Annotated in this window: 14 protein-coding genes; 11 read left to right on the forward strand and 3 right to left on the reverse strand. The window is 39.3% G+C overall.

All coding sequences use genetic code 11. The features are described 5' to 3' along the window. Window positions 1–125: 125 nt before the first annotated feature. The 5 genes from BK585_RS05070 (at window position 126) to BK585_RS05090 (ending at window position 5,364) form a co-directional block, all read left to right on the forward strand. Entirely contained in the window at window positions 126–1,262 is a 1,137-nt protein-coding gene (locus BK585_RS05070; protein ID WP_078552329.1) for a sensor histidine kinase, read from the forward strand. Then, window positions 1,262–1,897 (forward strand): response regulator, encoded by a 636-nt coding sequence (locus BK585_RS05075; protein WP_078552331.1) that lies wholly within the window; start codon window positions 1,262–1,264, stop codon window positions 1,895–1,897. Before BK585_RS05070 ends, BK585_RS05075 begins: the two co-directional genes overlap by 1 nt. Before the next feature lie 110 nt (window positions 1,898–2,007). Continuing rightward, the gene (locus BK585_RS05080) at window positions 2,008–2,940 is read left to right on the forward strand and encodes an ABC transporter ATP-binding protein (protein ID WP_078552333.1); all 933 of its coding nucleotides are present in this window, start codon (window positions 2,008–2,010) and stop codon (window positions 2,938–2,940) included. 10 nt (window positions 2,941–2,950) lie between these two features. Continuing rightward, entirely contained in the window at window positions 2,951–4,252 is a 1,302-nt protein-coding gene (locus BK585_RS05085) for an ABC transporter permease (protein WP_078552334.1), read from the forward strand. A 2-nt stretch (window positions 4,253–4,254) separates the two neighbouring features. Continuing rightward, window positions 4,255–5,364, forward strand: coding sequence for an ABC transporter permease (locus BK585_RS05090; protein ID WP_078552335.1), 1,110 nt, complete (start codon window positions 4,255–4,257; stop codon window positions 5,362–5,364). A 51-nt stretch (window positions 5,365–5,415) separates the two neighbouring features. On the opposite strand, the gene BK585_RS05095 is transcribed toward BK585_RS05090, so the two are convergent. The 3 genes from BK585_RS05095 to BK585_RS05105 are packed head-to-tail and all read right to left on the reverse strand — an operon-like array spanning window position 5,416 to window position 9,680. After that, on the reverse strand, window positions 5,416–6,405 hold the full coding sequence (locus tag BK585_RS05095) for a substrate-binding domain-containing protein (protein ID WP_078552337.1): 990 nt from the start codon (window positions 6,403–6,405) through the stop codon (window positions 5,416–5,418). Window positions 6,406–6,424: 19 nt separating this feature from the next. Next, window positions 6,425–7,939, reverse strand: coding sequence for a response regulator (locus BK585_RS05100; protein WP_078552338.1), 1,515 nt, complete (start codon window positions 7,937–7,939; stop codon window positions 6,425–6,427). A gap of 4 nt (window positions 7,940–7,943) precedes the next feature. Next, window positions 7,944–9,680: a sensor histidine kinase gene (locus BK585_RS05105; RefSeq protein WP_170885478.1), complete on the reverse strand. Its 1,737-nt coding sequence runs from the start codon at window positions 9,678–9,680 to the stop codon at window positions 7,944–7,946. A 375-nt stretch (window positions 9,681–10,055) separates the two neighbouring features. Between BK585_RS05105 and BK585_RS05110 the strand changes: the two genes are divergently transcribed. The 6 genes from BK585_RS05110 (at window position 10,056) to BK585_RS05155 (ending at window position 22,174) form a co-directional block, all read left to right on the forward strand. Further along, complete coding sequence (locus BK585_RS05110; RefSeq protein ID WP_078552341.1) at window positions 10,056–11,105, forward strand: ABC transporter substrate-binding protein; 1,050 nt, start codon at window positions 10,056–10,058, stop codon at window positions 11,103–11,105. A 146-nt stretch (window positions 11,106–11,251) separates the two neighbouring features. Beyond that, window positions 11,252–12,772 (forward strand): sugar ABC transporter ATP-binding protein, encoded by a 1,521-nt coding sequence (locus tag BK585_RS05115; RefSeq protein WP_078552342.1) that lies wholly within the window; start codon window positions 11,252–11,254, stop codon window positions 12,770–12,772. After that, on the forward strand, window positions 12,769–13,794 hold the full coding sequence (locus BK585_RS05120; RefSeq protein ID WP_078552344.1) for an ABC transporter permease: 1,026 nt from the start codon (window positions 12,769–12,771) through the stop codon (window positions 13,792–13,794). The genes BK585_RS05115 and BK585_RS05120 overlap by 4 nt, the downstream gene beginning before the upstream one ends. After that, window positions 13,791–14,777, forward strand: coding sequence for a galactofuranose ABC transporter, permease protein YjfF (gene yjfF / locus BK585_RS05125; RefSeq protein ID WP_078552345.1), 987 nt, complete (start codon window positions 13,791–13,793; stop codon window positions 14,775–14,777). Before BK585_RS05120 ends, yjfF begins: the two co-directional genes overlap by 4 nt. Window positions 14,778–14,917: 140 nt before the next feature. Further along, window positions 14,918–19,981 (forward strand): family 43 glycosylhydrolase, encoded by a 5,064-nt coding sequence (locus BK585_RS24395; RefSeq protein ID WP_245805784.1) that lies wholly within the window; start codon window positions 14,918–14,920, stop codon window positions 19,979–19,981. 192 nt (window positions 19,982–20,173) lie between these two features. Continuing rightward, complete coding sequence (locus BK585_RS05155; protein WP_170885479.1) at window positions 20,174–22,174, forward strand: methyl-accepting chemotaxis protein; 2,001 nt, start codon at window positions 20,174–20,176, stop codon at window positions 22,172–22,174. The last annotated feature ends 117 nt before the right edge of the window (window positions 22,175–22,291 follow it).

The raw sequence follows: 22,291 nt of genomic DNA on the forward strand, positions 1-22,291 counted from the left end.
ATTTTTATATTTTTTACCTTCAACAGGTCTGCTATGATATGGGTATCTATAATTCGGGTATTCGGGTGGTGCCAGGCACCACCCGAAAAAACGCCCGAAAACGCTTGAATCGGGAGGATGCGCATTTGTTTAGTTATTGGGTTTGGCTTTTATTGTTACTTTTAACTTGGTTGTTGGCGCTGTTGCAGGTTGAGGGCAGTTTATTTGCGATTCCGTTACGGATTATCTCAAGCGCTGTTTTTTTTGCTTTCTTTTTTTTAGCGCCGCTCTTTAAAAAGCAAAAGCCGTTGTTTCTGACCATGACGAGCATTTCGGCTGTATTTGCGGTAATCACCTTTTGGCCTCAACCGACGATGACTCCTAATTTGTATGTACTGCTTGTCTTTTCTCTTATTGCGGCGATGGCAGTTTTCTATTTGATAGCTTGGGAGAGTGTAATTGTTGCTTTCATTTTACTTGCTGGGTTGCTTGTTCCGGCTTTCTTAGGTCTTCCTAGTATTTCTCCGTTATTTATTATCCTTTATACAGTTATTGTAGGCTCAGCTCTAATGACTTTTCGAAAAACGAAATCAATTGAAGAGGAAAGTGAAGCTCGAGCTGAGGCGTTACTGAGTGAATATAAGAAGATGAAACGACAGCTTGTTGAGGATGAACAACTTGCGAGGCAACAAGAACGGACAGAAATTGCCAGGGAAATACATGATTCGGTTGGTCATAAGCTAACAGCATTGCTTATGCAGCTCGAGGTTCTTCGTTTGGATCAACAGCAAATACCAGATGCTAAGCTCGTAGAATTAAAGCAATTGGCAAAGGAAAGTCTCGAGGAGACGCGGAGTGCGGTTAAAACATTGAGGCATGATGAAGTTGGAGGACTATCAGCAATCATTAGGCTAATAAGAAAGCTAGAGTCTGAGAGCTATATGCGAATCCAGTTTTCCATTAAACATGGGGCGCTGTCAGCTCCGCTTGGTAATGACCAGGCGATCGTGATTTATCGAGCAGTTCAAGAAGCCTTGACAAATGTCATGAGACATTCTGGTGGACGTGAGGTCGAAGTAGTCTTTGAAGCACCGGCTGGTGGTGTATTCCGATTTGAAGTCACCAATCCTCTTACATCAAAAGGAGACATAAAAGAAGGTTTTGGCTTATCTTCTATGAGGGAGCGCATGGAACAGGTCGGTGGCACACTTGAAATTCTCCAGTATGACGAACAGTTTATCGTGCGAGGAACAATACCGTTACAGGAAAGGTGGAAGAAATAATGATTCGAATCTTGCTGGCAGAGGATCAGGGAATGGTTAGACAAGGCTTAAAAATGATGGTGGAGACAGCTGCAGACATGAAAGTGACAGGAGAAGCGAATAATGGAAAAGAAGCGGTAACTCTTTGTGAATCACACCAATTTGATGTCGTGGTGTTAGACATACGCATGCCTGTCATGGATGGACTCCAAGCAGCTCGAATCATTCGTTCTCGTTGGCCAGACCGAAAAGTGCTGATGCTGACAACCTTTAATGACGATGAGTACGCACTAGAAGCGTTAAAGATTGGTGCAAGTGGATATATGCTAAAGGATGCTGAGCCTGAAGAACTGATTAAGGCGATTCGAAGCTGTCTTTCAGGTGGACTTTCCTTACAGGACCAAGTGGCCGCAAAGGTGATGCCTCGCTTAATAAAGCAGCAACACACGCCAGAAGCTGTCGATTCTTCCCTTACACCAAGAGAATTGGACATTATTAAACGTATTGGCGAGGGTCGGAGTAACAAGGAAATAGCAGAGGAACTTGCACTTTCCGTCGGTACGGTGAAAAATCATATTAGCCTCATACTCGATAAGCTCGATTTAAGAGATCGTACGCAAATCGCTATTTATGCGATAAGACATAACGTAGTGTAGAAAATAATGACTGAAGTCATGGATATACCAAAAAGTGATGACCGGAGACAGTGGGAGCGCTGTCTCTTTCTATATATACTTTGAGTAGTTAGAAAAAGGAGGCATGAACCGTGCTTGAGACAGAGGGATTGAAAAAGGTATTTAAAGGGAAAACGGCTGTGGACGGGGTTAGTTTATATTTAGATAAAGGGGAATCTGTCGGGTTATTAGGGCCAAATGGGGCTGGGAAATCGACAACAATTTCCATGATTTCATCTCTTATAAAACCAACGTCTGGTGATGTAAAGATTAAAGGTCAAAGTATTCGAAAGGACCCGGGCATCATCCGCAGTGTGCTAGGGGTTGTTCCACAAGAGATTGCCTTGTATGAAGAGCTTACAGCTTATGAGAATTTAAAATTCTTTGGGAAAATCTATGGGTTGAAGGGAAAACAACTCGAAGCAAAAATACAGGATGTGTTAGAGGTTGTCGGCTTGAAGGACCGACAAAAGGAAATTGTTAAGACGTATTCGGGGGGAATGCAGCGACGAATTAACATGGCTGCTGCCATGCTTCATGAGCCGGAAATCCTCATAATGGATGAACCAACCGTTGGGATTGACCCACAATCTCGCACTCACATTCTCGATACCGTCCGTAATCTAAATCAGGAAAAGGGCTTAACGGTGTTGTATACGAGTCATTATATGGAGGAAGTGGAACGCCTCTGTGACCGGGTTTACATTATGGATCACGGTCAGGTTATCGCATCCGGTACAAAGGATGAACTGAAAAGTATTTTATCTGGGGAAGAAACCATTTTAGTTGAACTTGACCGGCCTTATCCAGAGCTTGTTCTTGAATTACAATCGCACGAAGCGGTTCGGCAAGTTGTCGAAACAGAAAAAGGAATAAAGCTCATCGTGCCAAAGGGAACTCGCCTTCTTGGAAGTGTTTTTCAAGCGGCTGAGCGACAGCAAGCTCAGATTGTGAATGTCAATGTGCAAGTCCCTACGTTAGAAGATGTGTTTTTACATCTTACTGGCCGTAAGCTACGGGATTGAGGTGAGTGTGATGGGGAATTTTATCAAAAAAGACCTTCTCGTTTTGCTTCGGGACCGAACAGAGTTACTCGTTCTTCTGTTAATGCCAATGATTTTAATTGCGATTCTGAGCCTTGCTTTACGAGGAATTCTTGCAGGCGGGGAAGCTGTAGACATAAAAATGGACGTAGCCCTTGTGGTAGAAGATGATGAACAACAGGGAGTAACTGCTTTTACAAAGCATGTCAAGCAACTGGATATGCCTCAAGAAATAATCGATGAACTACTGTTGGTTGCAAAAGACATGACGCCGTATTCGATGTTACTTGATTTTCTTGAGGATGAACGGATGAACAACATTGTTCAACTAAAGGAATCTACAAAAGATGAAGCACTAGTAGCCCTTGAAAAAGGTGACGTCGAAGCGATTTTAACAATTCCTAATGATTTCACGTATGATTCGTTAACTAGAATGCTGTTACATCAAGGAACGAGTAGTGAGCTCATGGTTACCGTAAATAATTATAGTTCAATTAAAACAGAAGTTTTTATAAACATAATGGAGAGGTATGCTCGTACATTTAACTTTGAAACAGCGATTTCAGAGTCGATGGTAGAGTCAGGATTACATGCTGATCTTCAAGAACGAGCGACAGACGAAGGGCCCGAGCTTTATCAGCTTGGCGGAATAGAAACGATAGCAGCTCCAGAACCTATAACTTCCTTTCAATATTATACGGTCAGTATGGCGGTCATGTTTGTTCTGTTTGTGGCCTCGACACTTGCTAGTAAAGCGTATGTGGAAAAAAAGAATCATGTGTTCAGTCGAGTCTTGCTTTCAAACCGTAATCCGATTGAATTTTTAGGTGGGAAAATAATTGCGTCCACTATCATCTCTTTTTGTCAGTTATTTATATTATTTGTGGCTTCCACCCTTCTGTTTCAAACCTTTCCATTAGGAGACGTTGAGTTTTGGCTAGGGATACTGTTGATATCACTTGTTTTAGCGATGTGTGTAGGTGGCTTAACGGCCCTGCTTACATCCATTTCCGTTCGATATGAAAAGGATGCTCTCAATTCGATTTTTAGTGGTGGGGTTGTGACACTGTTTGCTTTTATTGGAGGGAGCTTTTTTCCGACTGACCAATTGCCGAACTTCATTGGGATGTTAGGGAACTGGACGCCAAATGGGGCAGCTTTAACGGCTTATTTACAGTGGATGCAAAAGCTAGAGTGGGCGTCGATTCTTCCTTTTTTACTCAGAATCATGACAACCACTGTCATTTTAATAGCAATTAGCATCGTTCTGTTTCCGAAAAGGAGGTTGGTGTAGCGATGACAACTGTATTTCTGTTGCAGTGGCAACGATTTCGTCGTGCCCCATTACTTGTCTTATCATTTCTTGCGATGACAATTTTGTTTGTCGCCGTTCTTGCTGGCTTTCAAAGAGGTCCAGATATGGAGTTTTTAATCTATACGTACGGAGATTCTTCCTTAGAGGAAGAAAAAAAAGAAAAGTGGCTTGAGCAGTTAAATGAAGCCGAGCAAATGAGTTTTCAGTGGGTGGAAGAGGCAGAAGCCCGAGAAGCTGTTTCACATGGGAAAATAAAGCTAGCGTTAAAGCTGATGAATGATGATTACCGAATGTTAATTGCCGTTGAGGACCCTACAACGGTAAGAGTAGATAACCATGTACAGCGGGTGTTTTCAGAGGGACTACGTCTTCAGGAAGTAGAATCTACCATGGAGTCGACTACATTTCAAACGATGGTGGAACAAGCGTTACAAGAGCCAGCCTTAACAATCCAAACGGAGTCTTTAAGTAAAGAAGAAAGCACGTTTATATACGATAATCAACTTCATACGTTATTTGGTATGACGCTCTTTTTCTCGATATTTACAATGATGTTTAGTTTAATGAAAGTAGCAGAAGAGAAGAAAGAAGGGACTTGGGACCGACTTATTGTGTCGCCTTTGTATAAGTGGCAAATCTATATGGGACATTTGTTATATAGCTATGTGATTGGTTTCGTGCAAATCCTATTGATCTTTCTCTTATTCCATTTTGCTTTTGGTTTTGATTTAGGAAATCAATATGGAACGATTCTTCTTATTATTGGGTGTTACACGTTTGCGATTGTAAGTCTAGGTATGCTGATTATGGGTCTAGTAAAAAGAACGCAACAACTACAGGCGATTGTACCTATCGTAGCCAATGCGATGGCAATGATAGGTGGTGCCTATTGGCCAATTGAAATTGTCACGAATGAATGGATGCTAGCTCTATCAAAAGGAATGCCAATTTATTACGGGCTCGATGCATTAAAAGGAGCTACTATATATAATCTAGCACTACCAGAGCTCTTACAACCGATATCAATTATGCTATTGTTTGGTGTCGTTTGTATGGGGGTAGGGATAAATCTAATGGAGAGACGTGCGTAATTACGGTAGAAGGTGGAATTAGAGGTTGTATAACCTTTTGTCCCACCTTCTTTATTGGTCCATTGGATTACTAATATAATCGTGAATGTTGTCGGCATTTACCTCTAAAGTTTCAGTTAACTCAAAAGTGGGAATCGGTTCTCCTTGATTGGCTGCGTGAAGTCGTTCTACAATAAGCTTGCCCCACGTATATTGCCTTTGTGAGATCGTGCTCGTAATTTGATGATTGCTAACTCCTTCTAATGTCATTGGTAAATCATCAAAAGTAACAGCCACTTTATCTTGGATTCCTTGTGCCTTCCAAACGGTAACTGCAGCAGGACCTGATAAAGAGTCAATCCCAATGAGCGCCTTAAAGTCAGGATGTTCAGCTATCATTTCTTCAATATTTAAAATCGTTTTGGACGGAATGCCGTCGCTAGAGCGTATATCCAATATTTCAATATCAGGATATCTATTAATCACTTTTTTTACACCGTCAATTCTTGAATTCAAGTTTTGCATCGTTAATAATCCAGTGCTGATAAGAATGGAGCCCTCATAATTAATGAGTCTAGCAACAACTTCTCCAATATGCTCACCAGCAGCCAAATTATCGGTCCCAATATAGGAAAGGCGTTGACTCTCCGGTGCATCAGTATCAAAACAAATCACTTGAATTCCAGCTTCGACCGCTTTATTTATAAATGGTGTGAGTGCTGCGGAATCGGTGGGCCCAATGGCTATACCTTGAACATTTTGTTGGATTAAATGATCCATAATTTGAATTTGCTCCTCGACCGTAGCTGTTGCAGGAGCTCGAATGATGATGTCCATGCCTAACTGCTCTGCAGCCTCTGTGGCACTCATCGTGACTCCTTCAAAAAAAGGGTGGGCTACTGGATAGACGATGGCAAAGCTAATGTTATCTCTAGCAACACTTGTTTCTTCGTCATTAGACGGATTTGGGTGTTGCTCAATTTCTTTTTCTACTTGAAAGCTACAAGAAACGGAAAGTAACAAAAAGCATATAAATGCTGTTATACGATAAAACCTTTCCATCGCGATAGCCTCCTTATTTTTAATACATCGTAATTTTTCCTTGATTTTTAAACTTTTTTGTCGTGAATCCAGTTAGTTTTTTAAACATATTACAAAAATAATGTGAATCATTATAACCAACTTTAAGAGCAATTTCATATGTTTTTTCACTGGTTGTAAGAAGGAGTTCTTTTGCTTTTTCTATCCGAACCGTCGTTAAGTATTCCTTCAAGGTTTGGCCTGTTTCTTGACTAAACAAATGGCTAAAATAAGAGGGACTAATGTTGACGACGTTTGCTACCATTTGAAGAGACAATTCTGGATTGTGATAGTTGTTCTTGATATAATCTTTGGCCTTTTCAATCAGAGGATAGTTCTTACTTTGGGATAAGTCTCGATGTTTAATTACGATTTCAAGCAGTTCTACCATATAGTCAATGATTTGACCTTTATTGTTACCACTTTTCCACTCTATACTTTTAAATTGAGTAAGAATTGCTGTGTTTTGTGGATTTATCTCTTTTACAAATTCAATGGTGGTGTTTGTAAATTCGATGAGAACGTAGTAAGACCAAAAAGGTGTTTCTTTTACCATTCTTGTATGAGTTGCAATGTATTCCTCACAAAAGGTTTGTATCTCAACCGTATTTCCAAATTTCAGGAAGTGTTGAAGCTCTTTTTTATTCATTTGTAGTGGAAGTTCTGGTATAGCATCTTTAAACTGGAAACTAGTATATTTAACATGCTGATACTTTTGGTCGTATGCCTCTGTAAACGATTGTGAAATTTCTTGGATTCTATCTTTTATCGAACCGATCCCAATGGCTTGAGAACGACTTGGTGTGATGCTTTGTTTGATATTTATGATAGTTTCTTCTAACTGACTTTTTGTAACGCCACGAATGATAAAAACATGTTCGTTTGTTTTTCTCTTAAAGCTAATAAAATCAGCTGTAATGATTGACCGTATACTGTCCATATGATTTTGTTCATCTTCTAGAATCAGAACAAAATAATGATTAGCGATTAAATTAATGCCTAGTTTTGAAGCTTTTTCAATGGCAGAAGAAGTAGAGTAAGAGCCTTCACATAATTCCATTAAAAATTTATCTCTTGACATTGTGACCGATTGATTGGCTTGACTTTGTAATTCCAATACTCTTTTTCTTTCCATTTCTTCATGGTCAATTTGTAAAGATACACGATTTAAAATGTCTAGCAATTCAGATGCGCTTAGCGGTTTTAGACAATAATCATTGATATCAATTCGGATTGCTTCCTGAGCATATTCAAATTCATCATGTCCACTCAGAATGATGATTTTTGTCTGGGGCATTTTTTTACGCAAAATGCGGCTAATTTCTAATCCGTCCATAAACGGCATTTTGATATCGGTAATAACGATGTCAGGCTGGTGTTTTTCAATAAGAGGTAATGCAATTTCACCATCAGGTGCGTCTCCACAATAAATAAATCCTTCTTTTACCCAATCAATACAATTCCGGATACCTTCGCGAACGACAATTTCATCGTCTACTACAAAAATTTTCTTCATGACATCACCTCATTGTAGGGATTGTTAACTCAACGTTTGTACCAATACCATAACTGCTCTCTATTGATAATCCATAGGGTTCGCCGTAGTACAGCCTAATTCTCTCCTGGACGTTGTACATACCAAAGCCACCTTTTGTGTGCTCTAATGGATATCCTTGGTATAAATGATTTCTTATTGTCGTTAACTGTTCTTCAGTCATTCCAATTCCTGTATCAATGATTTTTATGCTGATGTGTCCTTCTTTACTAAGGTCACATTCAATGTGTAACTGTCCTTTCGTGCGTTTGTTTTTTAAGCCATGGTAAATGGCATTTTCAACAAGCGGTTGAAGGGTAAGCTTTAAAATCATATAATTGGTTAGCTCTTCATTGATTGAAAAAGTGACTTCGAAAATATCTCGATATCTTGTTTTTTGGATAACAAGGTAATTTTTGATATGTTCAATTTCCTGACCAATCGTTATGACATCCCTGCCTTTACTTAAGGAGATTCGAAAAAAGTTTGATAATGCTTTTGTAATTGCAATGACATCCGTTCCCTTTTTCGCTTCAGCCATCCAAATAATCGTATCTAAGGTGTTATATAAGAAGTGGGGATTGATTTGAGCCTGCAAGGTACGTAACTCAGCAAATTTAAGCTGTTTTTCTTCATTAATGCTTTTTACTAGAAGTGTTTTTATTTTTTGAATCATGCGATTAAAGGAAGTTCCTAACTCGGCGATTTCATCATGGCTACTATTTTTAAATGTGACGTCAAGATTTCCTTTAGAAGCCATTTTCATTTTTTCCATAAGATTACGAATCGGTCGTATGAGTTTAGAAGTAATGTAGTAGTAAAGCGTAATCGTAAAAAAAATGCTGCTGCCAACAGTTCCTATGATAAGGTTTCGAATATCATTGGCATCCTTCATTAACTCAGCTTCTGGAACAATACCAATGACGGTCCAGTCAGTCACCTCGGATGTATCTGTCACGATAAACAATGATTTGTGTAATCTAGTATTTTCCCCTGTTCGCGCTGCCGTAATCATTTCACTTAAATCGAGTTCGTCATTTTGGTTGTTACTAAACACGACCTGTTCATGTTGCTCGGAATAGATGAGAAAGGAATTTGATGATACTGTAGCGTCGTTTAAAATGCGATCAAAGATAGATGTATCGAGAAGGATGGTCATGTAGCCAATGACTTCGTACGTAATGTCCCAAATGATTGGGTGGGTAATTGAAATAACCTGTTTTCCGTCTTCATTTGTCATCATAATTATTGTGTTGGTTATCACCTCTGGATGTTCATTTTTCATGATAGAGGATGAAACGGGCTCATTTACATAAAATACACCTTTCTTTTCACTAATTCCTCTCACTTTATTATTAAGGATACTGATATCGAGTACATACTTGCTTGAAGGAATAATTTCTCGATAGAAAGCAAACATATTTAAAATTGATTTAGCATCCTCATAAGTGTTTTCGTGTTCCGTCTCCATTAAAAATCGTATCGTGTTATCTTGTTTACCAATTTCAGCAAAGCGCATCGTATCTTGAATCACACCATCGATTTCTTGACTTAGTTGTGTACTCTTCAGTTGAGCATTTGCCTGGGCGTTTTCTGAAATGATGGCTACAGCTTTGGAATAAGAAACAAACCCAACAATGATAAGAGGTACGACCGTCAATAGTATAAACATCATTAAAAGCTTCGTACGTAAAGAAGAGAACAGCAGTTTTTTTAGATTCATAGATTTACACCAATCCAGTCCGATTTCCGAGTAGAAATGAAAGCGCTTTAGTTTTATTGTAAAACAATCTAGAAATAAATGGAATACTTTGAGGGGAGAAATTACATCTTTCATTAATATAGTAGATTTTTCCTCAGTTATATAAGAAGTGTTTGTTCTTATCATACAAGAAATATAAAAAAAAGAAACGGCAAGAGAATACCATCAAAAGAAAATACAAGATTTTAAAAAATAAATACAATTTTCTAATGATGTTCATTGAAAAATCCTTAATTTATTACACTTTCTTCAAAAACGAGTGTATTAACTTCATTATGAAAGCGCTTTACACTAAACGTACGCTAACCAACGTTAGCAAAAAAGGAGGGAATTACGATGAAGAAGAGTTTAGGAGCAATGTTTGTAATGGCGATGGCACTCTTACTTTTATTGGCTGCATGTGGTGGAACAAATGAGACAACGACTCCCAATGATGGCGAAAGTACCACTGAAAACACCAGTGAGAACACGACAGATGAAGTCGAGAGTCCATCAGAGTCAAAAGACCAGCTTGTCATTGGTTTTTCTCAAGTTGGTGCAGAAAGTGAGTGGAGAACGGCAAATACAAAATCGATTCAAGATGCAGTTAAAGATGCCGGACACCAATTACAATTTTCTGATGGACAACAACAACAGCAAAATCAGATTATGGCGATTCGCTCGTTTATCTCACAAGGTGTTGATGCGATTGTGTTTTCACCAGTAGTCGAAACAGGCTTTGAAACGGTTCTTCAAGAAGCAAAGGATGCGAACATTCCTGTTTTCCTTGCAGACAGAGCGGTTGATATTGAAGATGATTCATTATGGGTTACGTTTTTAGGATCTGACTTTGTAGAAGAGGGTCGTAAAGCGGCACGGTGGTTAGTTGAAGAGATGGCGGATTATGACGGGGAAGTCAACATCGTAGAACTTCAAGGGACTGTAGGATCGGCACCCGCGATTGACCGTAAAAAAGGCTTTGAAGAAGTGATAGCTGAACATCCTAAGTTTAAAATTACCCAATCTCAAACAGGAAACTTCACTCGTACAGAAGGGAAAGAAGTCATGGAAGCTTTCTTACGCTCTGACGGTGACAATATTGATGTACTTTACGCACACAACGATGATATGGCGATTGGAGCGATTCAAGCAATCGAAGAATATGGTTTAAAACCAGCAGAAGATATCATTGTCATTGGTGTTGATGCGGTAAAGGGTGCGTTTGAAGCAATGGTTGCTGGAAAAATGAATGTAACGGTCGAGTGTAACCCTCAATTCGGTCCTCAGTTAGTAGATTTAATTGAAGCATACTTTGCCGGTGAAGAGCTACCGAAGCGAATTGCAGTAGAAGAGTCTATGTATACCATGGATCAGGCTGCAGAACTGATTGATTCAAGAACCTACTAATAGCTAAAAAGAAGCCACTTTATCTATGAAGGAAGAGATTAAATCTCAAGGTAGAGGTAGCCACTGTAAAAGTTATAATACGAACTTTTTAGTGCCCTCAAGGTAAGTGGCTTCTTAAAATGAACAATCCTTGGAGGGTGAAGGAAATGGAAGGAAAAACACCAATACTTGAAATGACAGGAATTACGAAGGTGTTTCCTGGAGTTAAAGCTCTATCAAACGTTTCTTTTCGGTTATTCCCAGGGGAAGTCCATGCTCTAATGGGTGAGAACGGAGCAGGGAAATCAACGTTAATTAAAGTTGTTACTGGAGTATACCCCATTGATAGTGGAAGTATCGTACTCGATGGACAATCCATTGAAGTGATGAGTCCTCAACATGGTCAAGAGCTAGGGATCAGTACCGTATACCAAGAAGTAAATTTATGTACAAATTTATCCGTGGTAGAAAATATCTTTATCGGTCGGGAACTGAAGAAGAGAGGAACCCTTGACTGGAAGCAAATGAAGGTAAGAGCAGAAGAGTTATTAAAAAGATTACATTTACAAATTGATGTGACCAAAGAACTGTCCTGTTACTCGGTAGCGATACAACAAATGGTAGCGATTGCTCGAGCTCTTAATATCTCAGCAAAGATCCTTATATTAGATGAACCTACTTCTAGTTTAGATATGAATGAAGTCAAACAGCTTTTTGATGTCATGCGTAAGCTGAGAAATGAGGGGATGGCCATTGTGTTTATCAGCCACTTTCTCGAACAAATCTATGAAATATCGGACCGAATAACGATTCTACGTAACGGTGAATACATTGGGGAGTATTTGCCGAATCATCTCTCCCGATTTGAATTAATATCAAAAATGATAGGAAAAGAGAAAGCTGATGTTAATGAGTCACTAGAAAACAAACAACATGAAACGGACCAAAAAGATAAAGAAATTTTCCTACAAGCATCAGAGGTATCAAAGAAAGGCAAAATACAGCCGTTTCATTTAACAATCCATTCAGGAGAAATTGTTGGTCTTGCAGGCTTATTGGGTTCTGGAAGAACAGAGTTAGCTAGATTGTTATTTGGAGCAGATAAATTAGATTTCGGGGAAGTGAAGGTTCAAGGTAAGGTGGCACAGCTACAGTCTCCAAAGCATGCGATTTTACATGGGATTGCCTTTTGCTCAGAAAATCGTAAGGCAGAAGGTATTATACCTGACCTATCTGTACGAGAAAATATGATTTTAGCGATGCAAGGTGTAAAAGGCTGGTTTAAATATATTCCTATCAAAAAACAAGTTGAGATGGCTGATGAATATATCAAGCTATTAAATATAAATCCACCAAACCCAGAGCAACTCATTAAAAACTTAAGCGGCGGAAATCAGCAAAAGGTGTTACTTGCAAGGTGGCTCATTACGAACCCAGAATTACTCATTCTTGACGAGCCTACCCGTGGTATTGATGTAGGGGCAAAAGCAGAGATTGAAAAGCTGATGGTGACATTAAGTGAAAAAGGAAAATCGATTTTATTTATTTCTGCTGAACTTGAAGAAGTGATTCGGGTTAGTCATAAAATCGCAATTCTCAGAGACCGACAAAAAATATCAGAAGTCGTAAATAATGAGGACATTACCCAACAATTTATTATGCGGGAAATTGCTGGAGGAAGCTTATGATACAGTCTAAACTGTTTTGGCCATTGGTCGTTCTAGCCGCCATTTTACTTTTCAATTTGATTTATAATCCAAGCTTTTTTGTAATTGAAGTGAGGAATGGCTATTTCACAGGAAACATAATCAATATATTAAATCGAGGTGCACCACTCATTCTTATTTCAATAGGGATGACTCTAGTGATTGCAACAAAGGGGATCGACCTTGGAGTGGGGTCAGTCATTGCGATTTCAGGTGCCATTGGAGCAACAGTAGTGGGTGGGAGCTTGGGCTCTTCTGATTCGCTTTTTCCTTTGTTTTTAGCAATTGTGTTAGCTCTTGGGGTCGCTACTATCATGGGAGTGTGGAATGGGGTACTTATCTCTCGGCTTGGCATACAACCGATTGTTGCGACCTTAATTCTCATGGTTGCTGGTCGAGGAATTGCACAGCTCATTACAAATGGGCAAATTACAACAGTATATTATAGTCCTTATTCCTTTATCGGTGGGGGTTATTTATTTATGCTTCCGTTTTCTATTTATATTGTTGTGTTTGTTCTCTTACTTGCGATGTATTTAACACGACGAACATCATTAGGTTTGTTTATTGAATCTGTTGGTGGAAATCCAGAAGCAAGCAGACTTTCAGGTATTCATTCAAAAAACATCTTATTGTTCGTTTATTTATTTTGTGGGTTATGTGCCGGAATTGCTGGACTCATTTTAAGCTCTAATGTCATGAGTGCGGACGGAAACAATGCAGGACTTTGGTTTGAACTAGATGCCATCCTTGCTGTTGTTATCGGAGGTACTTCACTTATGGGTGGACGATTTTATTTAATGGGAACGGTCATTGGAGCACTGATTATTCAAAGTTTAACAACAACGATTTATTCGATTGGTGTACCAGCTGAGACGATTTTAGTTGTAAAAGCCGTTGTTGTTTTGCTCGTATGTCTCTTACAATCGCCGGAATTTCGAAAGAAAGTGTCTGGTTTGTTTACTAGGAAAACAGTGAGCAAAGACAAGGGAGTGACCTTATGATGAAACTGGAAATAAACAATCGAATGATTCCTGTCCTCATCACTGTCGCATTGTTCTGTCTTATGTATACGTTTGGGTTAGCTAGATACGATAATTTTTCATCGCCTCAAGTTTTTATGAATCTATTTATAGATAATGCCTTTCTCATTATTGTGGCAGTAGGAATGACGTTTGTTATCTTATCTGGTGGAATTGACTTATCAGTTGGGTCGGTCATTGCTCTGACTAGTATGGTAGCAGCAAGCTTACTGATGGAAGGATTATCGCCATGGATTGTCATACCGGTCGCTTTAATGGTAGGTCCCTTATTAGGCTTTCTTATGGGATGCTGTATCCACTTTTTCAACTTACAACCATTTATCGTGACGTTAGGTGGAATGTTTCTGGCTCGGGGATTAAGCTTTGTCATCAGTGTACAGACGATAACGATTACTGATCCATTCTTTTATTATATGGCAAATACAAGGATAGCAATTGGGAATTACTTTATCTCAATCAGCGTCATTATTGCTTTAGTTGTTGTTTGTTTCGCGATATATATTGCTCACTATACAAAGTTTGGGCGAAATGTGTATGCGATTGGTGGGAATGAACAATCGGCCATGCTAATGGGTTTACCTGTAGGACGAACGAAAATACTTGTTTATACCCTAAGTGGCTTTTGTGCGTCTCTGGCTGGTATTGTCTTTACATTCTATATGCTTTCTGGCTACGGCTTACATGCAAATGGGTTTGAGTTAAATGCGATTGCTGCAGTAGTTATCGGTGGCACATTACTGACAGGTGGGGTTGGATATGTAGCCGGAAGCGTGATAGGTGTCCTTATTTTAGGAACGATTCAATCTCTTATTGTATTTGAAGGCTCTCTCAGTGCCTGGTGGACAAGAATCGCGATTGGTTTTTTATTGCTATTGTTTATCGTTCTTCAACGAACGATTGTAATCAGAACAGAAGCGAAGAAAGATACAATCTCGACCCATTAGCCGCTCGTTTCGAAACCAAATCATTCATTAATGAGTTTACTAGAGAAAATGACGTTGGTATCACACTATAGTTCAACTAGATTACCATGTAGACGGTCATTTTCTCTATGAAACTAAAAAAAGAGGAGGAAAAAAACGAAATGATAGGAAATCAATATTTTAGTTGGAACCGTATGAAGAAGAAGAGTAAGAAACCAATTATTTTTGTCGTACTGTTTGCGTTGTTTATGAGCATTTTTCCTACCAATCTATTATTTGCGCAAGCAAGTAATAGTACCTTTGAGAATCCGGTGATATGGGCTGATGTTCCAGATCCAAGTGTGATAAGAGTAGGAAACACGTATTATATGTCTAGTACGACCATGCATATGAACCCAGGTGTTCCAATCATGAAGTCCCATGACTTGATTAATTGGGAGATTGTAAACTATGTATATGATTATCTTGAAACAAATGATGAACAAGCTCTTAGAAATGGAAAAAGTGAGTATGGGAATGGTTCGTGGGCAAGTAGTTTAAAGTATCACAACGGTACATTTTACTTAGGTGTCTTTTCTCATAGTGCAGGTAAGACATATATTTTTCAGACGGATGATATAGAAAATGGCGAGTGGACAAAATCAACGATTGATGGAGCATACCATGATTTATCGTTGTTGTTCGATGATGATGGACGAGTCTATATGGTTCACGGTACTAATAATATTCGAGTGACGGAACTTACCTCTGATGCAACGGCAATCAAAGAAGGTGGCTTAAATAAAGTCATTATATCTAATGCAAGTCAAATTGCAGGGTCTTCTTTTATCGTTCCTGCAGAAGGCGCACATGTACAAAAAATTGATGGAAAATACTATATCTTCCTTATCACCTGGCCACAAGGAAAAAATCGTACCCAGTTGGTGTATCGTGCCGATAGCATAGACGGGGAGTATGAAGGAAGAATTGCTTTAGATGACTCAGGTATTGCACAGGGTGGAATCGTGGATACCGTTAATGGAGATTGGTATGGATTTTTGTTCCAAGACCGAGGTGCTGTTGGACGAGTTCCTTTTCTAGTGCCAGTGAGTTGGGAGGATGAATGGCCGATTTTTGGGGAAGACGGCAAGGTTCCGACTGAAATGGCAATACCAATTGGTTCATCCATTCATAAAAATGCAATTGTTGCATCGGATGAGTTTTACCAGGCACCAAAAAAATCTGAGGAAATGACGATATTCTCGGCTTCATCCTATGCAGGAACTGACCTTATTGAAAACGGGGATATGGAAAATGGACAAGACCCGTGGTCAGGAAATGGTGCTGCCACAGTTCAAATTACAGATGAAGAAGCTTATAGTGGAACTTTCAGTTTATTTACGACAGGAAGAGCAGCAACAGGAGATGGCCCAAGACAGATGATAACAGGCAAGGTGAGTCCGAATGAGGAGTTCACATTCTCTGCAAAAGTAAAATATACAGAAGGGCCAGATGAAAAGATATTTAATATCGCAATCCAGAATGGTCCAAGCTGGCAGGGAATATCAGTGATGGGCTCTGCTACGATTAAAAAGGGAGAATGGGGCACGATTAAAGGAACGTATACGATTCCTGAAAATGCAGACTTATCTCAAACGTTTATCTTTATTGAGACACCATGGGTAGCAGACCCTGACCCAGTATTGGATTTACTAGATTTCTATGTTGATGATATTTCTTTTGTAAACAATACTGAGGTGGACGAGCTTCTTGAAAACGGTGGAATAGAAGATGGCAAAGAGCCATGGACAGGAAATGGAGCAGCAACGGTTCATGTCACCGATGAAGAAGCCTACAGCGGGTCTTATAGCTTATTGACAACAGGGAGAGCAGCAACAGGAGACGGCCCAAAACAAGTGATTACTGGAAAAGTAAAAGTGGGTGAAGAGTATAAGTTTTCAGCAAAAGTAAAATATACGGAAGGCCCTAACCAAAAACGATTTAACTTTGCGATTCAAAATGGTCCAACATGGCAAGGAATATCGGTCATTGGAACAGCGATGTTAACAAAAGGGGAATGGGGCACGATTGAAGGAACGTACACGCTTCCTTTAAACATCGATACATCAGAAACGTTCATCTTTATTGAAACACCGTGGGTAGCTAACCCAGATTCAGTAATTGACTTAATGGACTTTTATGTAGATGATGTTTCATTTGCGAAATTACCGTCTACACCAGAGAAAGAAAAGGACGGAGAATATGATGATAATGGCTCACGACTCCCATTAGTATGGCAATGGAACCATAATCCAGATAACAATTTCTGGTCTCTTACTGAACGTACCGGTTATTTAAGACTTACAACAGGAAGAACAAGTACAAGTATTCTAGATGCGAGAAATACCCTTACCCAAAGAACGTTTGGTCCTGAAAGCTCTGGGAGGATTGCGATGGAGATCGGGAACATGAGAGATGGCGATGTTGCTGGTTTGGCAGCTTTCCAAAGAGACTATGGATTTGTTGGGGTAAAAGCGGAAGGAAATCAAAAATCTATCGTAATGGTAGATGGCAGCTCTGAATCGCCAACAGTCATCGAGAGTATTCCTGTTACACAAGATCGAGTTTATTTTAAAGTTGATTTTGATTTTAAAGATAGAACCGATAAAGCGTATTTCTATTATAGTTTGAATGGAATCGAATGGACAGCTATAGGAAATACACTTCAAATGCGTTATACGATACCTCATTTTATGGGATACCGCTTTGCGTTGTTTAATTACACAACAAAAAATCCAGGCGGATATGTTGATTTTGATTATTTTAGAATAGATGACAAAATCACGGGAACGGATACATCAGAAACGGTCTTAAAAATTAGCTTAGATGATGTACCAGAGGTCATCGGTGCACCAAATATTGAATTTGAAGTTCCTGTCAGAATGGACCCATTACCAAATGGAGAATATTCATCTCTAACAGCTTCATTCAGCATTCCGAAAAAATTCAATGTCACGGGAGTAGATTTTCATTCTAGCAATATCGTTGGCAATAGCTCGTATACGTATTCTAACAATCAATTAAAGCTCAATGTAGTTGGAGATACTGTTGGCTTTACTCACGAAGATTCAGATTTATTTGCAACCATAAAGCTTACAGTAAAAGATTTTGCTACTTCTAACAAAACGGAAGTGATTAAGACCGATTACGTAAAAGTAAGTGGAGGAAATATTGACTTTGATGTTCATGGTGCAAACGCAACAATTGGATTACAAAAAATAGAAACAGAGGCACTTGGCAAAATACCTGGATATTCAAATCCACTCATTACTCACAAACTAGGAGCAGATCCAAATGTTCTCGTTCATAATGATAGAGTCTATATGTTTATGACCAATGATGAATTTCAATATGGTGAGAACGGAAATATCATTCAAAATAATTATAGCTACATTAATACGATAACTGTGATTTCTTCAGAGGACTTAATCAACTGGACTGATCACGGCGCAATTCCAGTCGCCGGTCCAAATGGTCCAGCAACATGGGCTAGTCAATCGTGGGCAGTCACAGTCACGGAGAAGGTGATTGACGGTAAAGAAAAATTCTTCCTCTATTTTTCAAATAACGCAAGCGGAGTAGGTGTTCTTACAGCAGACCATCCGCTTGGACCTTGGACAGACCCACGAGGCTCTGCCATTGTTGATAGGAATACGCCAGGTGGGGAAGATGTTGTCTGGGTATTTGACCCTGCCGTCTTTGTTGACGACGATGGACAAGGTTATTTGTATTATGGTGGAGGTGTACCGGGTGGGAATAATCCAACAGAAGACCAACAAAGAAATCCAAAAACCGCTCGAGTCGTTAAATTAAGTGATGACATGATTAACATCGAAGGAAGAGCAGAGGCCATTGATGCGCCATTTATGTTTGAAGCGTCTGAAATGCATAAGTACAAGGATAAATACTATTTTTCATACAGTACCAATTTTTCATCGGCTTCTCGCTCACAGGACATGCCTGGATCAGGTGAAATAGCCTACATGATTAGCGATAATCCTATGGGTCCATTCACGTATGTTGGTACCGTACTAAAAAATCCGTATCAGTATTTTGAGGTAGGCGGTAACAACCATCATGAGTTCTTTGAATTTAAAGGGCAATGGTATGTAGCGTATCATGCTCAAACCGTGGCTAAAGAACTGAATGTAGTACAAGGCTACCGTTCACCGCATTTAAACAAAATTGAGTATTTTAATAATGGCAACATGAAAGAGGTTAAGTTAGACATGGAAGGAGTTCCTCCAGTTGCAACTCTTAATCCATATGAAAGAACGGAAGCAGAGACAATTGCTTGGAACGCTGGCATTTCAACTGAGGTTTCCAATGCACCAGGAAGTATCTTGGAACAAGTGAATTTACATGTGACGGATATTGAAAATGGCGATTGGGTCGCTGTCAGTCAAGTAGACTTTGGTGAAAAAGGAGCGAAAACGTTCCAAGCTAATGTGGCATCAACTGTAGGGGGGACGATTGAATTACGTGTCGATAGCCCGGTAGGTGAGGTCATTGGAACATTAGATATCGAACCTACAGGTGGAGTACAACAATGGAAAGTACTTGAAACCTCTGTAAGTAACGTAAAAGGAATAAGAAACATCTTCTTTATGTTTAGTGGAGAAGAAGGAGATACGAATCTATTTAACTTTGATTATTGGATGTTTACTGAAGGAGCCGGTGACCCTGGAGACGGAGATGGAGATGGCGGTCCTGGAGATGGAGACGGAGATGGCGGTCCTGGAGATGGAGACGGAGATGGCGGTCCTGGAGATGGAGACGGAGATGGCGGTCCTGGAGATGGAGACGGAGATGGCGGTCCTGGAGATGGAGACGGAGATGGCGGTCCTGGAGACGGAGACGGAGATGGCGGTCCTGGAGATGGAGACGGAGATGGCGGTCCTGGAGATGGAGACGGAGATGGCGGTCCTGGAGACGGAGACGGAGATGGCGGCCCTGGAGACGGAGACGGAGATGGCGCCCCGATAGACGGAGACCGAACACCAAAAGATGATTCGAAAGATCGACCATCCAATGATCGAACTGGGGATAGCAAACCTGATGGAAAGGGTGGCATAAAACTACCAAGTACGGCAACAAATATGTATAACTATCTATTCGCAGGTATCGTATTACTATTCATTGGAGCTTTAATAGTGTATCAATACAAAAGAAGAAAAGAGATGTAAGAATAGTAAATGAAAGAGGTGAGACAAAGGTGAAATAACCTTTGTCTCACCTTTTTGCTATTCAAAAATTGGTCCAATAGTAACAACGGATACTAAATAAATCCCTCAAAAAAAAGTAATAGTTTTACTTTAAAAGTTTATGAATACGTCGATAATAAAGATAACTAGGTAACTATCAAGTGGAGGTGTATGATGAAAATTTTAAAAATATACAGAATAAATACAATTACTAGAAAGTTTATGGTGATTACTACCTTATCTTTAATGGCACTGCTTACGGCATTATTTTTATTTCGTTATAATCAAGTCATTACACCGATCGAACAGCAGTATTTGAATGAAGGAAAAAGCTTAGCTGTGTCGTTAGCAAAAACAATTGAAGGTGTTACCGAAGTAGATTTAAAAAATGGTGTGACTTTAGGTGATGGAGCATATAAATCAGGTTCTACATTAAAACAGATGTTATTTAATGATAGTTTAACAGTCTATCAAGGTGCCGAAGACGTTGCAAAAATGAGAACGGAAGACACTGTTTATGCAGAGGCGAAACAGCTTATTTTTGATGGTAGAGAAATTCCTATGTGGCAATATGAGTTGAAATACGAGAGCGAATTTGATGTGTATACTGATGAACGTTGGCAAAGAGTGATTGATAGTTATTTGATTTCTGATTCGATTGTGTTTGCGCTTCCAATCTTTTATTCAGAGAATCAAGATGTTGTAGGTTATATCCCGACACATAATACAGAGTATAGTTTGATTGGTACGGAATCTAAAGATCAGTGGGGAACAGAAGGGATACTAAGCCAAAAGTATCGAGCGAATCGAGTGTTCAATGATGCGATCGGTTACAATGCTGCAGCTAATACGAATACAGAAGAGCCATTTGTACAAATGTACGACCGTGTTATTGAGGGGAAGATTGTGAAAATGTGGGATATTTCCTATCCGCTTTATTTTGACGGTCAGCATTGGGGAGCGGTACGTGTTGCTAAATCTCAGACTAAGCTAAGTGAAGCCATTGCCATCCAAAGAAACCAAATGATTGTTCAATACTCTATTATTTTTACAAGCACTCTTGTTTTAATTTTTACACTAAGTACATTACTTGTGAAGAGGCGATTAGATTCAATCATGAAAACAGCAAGTACTGTTTTTGAAAATGAGAAATTGGATTTAACTCAAATATTTGATAGTAACGGAAATGATGAAATTTCACGTCTATCGTCTTCATTAAATCAAATGATCGATTATACAAAAAGGTTAGTTAGATCGATATCCACTGTAGCAAATGAAGTTTCACACTCTTCTGTCATGATGAATGAAAATGTTGATAAAACGGTGTTGTCAGCAGACCAATTTTATTTAACGATTCAAGAAGTGAAAACTAACTCTGAAAGACAAGCGGCTAGTTCTAAAGAAGGAGCAACAGCTATGGAAGAGATTGCTTCTGGTGTTCAAAGAATCTCAGAATCCACTGCAGAGATAGCTTATTCCTCAAGCAATGTGGTGAATCAGTTGGTGACGGGGAATGAACAAATCGACAGCATTGTAGAACAAATGACAGCCTTAAGAAATTCCTCTTTAGAAACGAAGGGGACAATCGAAAAGTTAAATGAACTATCTCAAAATATTGGTGAATTTGCTTCAATGATTACAGACATTTCCAATCAGACTAACATCATTTCTATGAATGCCTCTATTGAAGCAAGTCGTTCAGGTGAAAGCGGTAAAGGTTTTAAAGTCATTGCTGAGGAAGTTCGTAATTTATCATCGGAGACAAGGCATTCTTCTGAAAAAATCGTACAGGCGATAGCTGAAATTCAAGTTTTTACGCAACAAGCGGTTGCTCAAATGGAGAATAATACTATGGATGTCGAAGATAGTGTACAGAAGGTAAATGAAATAGGAGATGCAATGAGAACCGTATTACAAAATACACATGATATTGATGTGAGTGTTCAAGAGGTATCTGCTTCTTCACAAGAAATATCCGCTGGGGTAGAGGAAGTATCTGCTTCAATGGAAGAAATGTCAGATATCTCTGGGAAATCTGCCTCGCATACGATGACTGCTGTTGGTTCTTATGAAGACCAATTACAAATATTAAATAATATTTCTCAGTCTGCTAATCAATTAGGAAAGCTTGCATCTAAGCTTCAAGAAGGAGTACGTAGTTTTAAAATTACGTGAGTCTCTTATTAAACGGGTGAGACAAAAGGTTTATTTTTAGAGGGCACTGGAAAAGTTAGGTTTTTAACTTTTTCAGTGTCCTCGACTTTTACCTTTGTTTCACCCTCTTTGTATTAG

Origin of the sequence: Bacillus alkalicellulosilyticus, from assembly GCF_002019795.1 — a bacterium.
GTDB lineage: Bacteria > Bacillota > Bacilli > Bacillales > Bacillaceae_F > Bacillus_AO > Bacillus_AO alkalicellulosilyticum.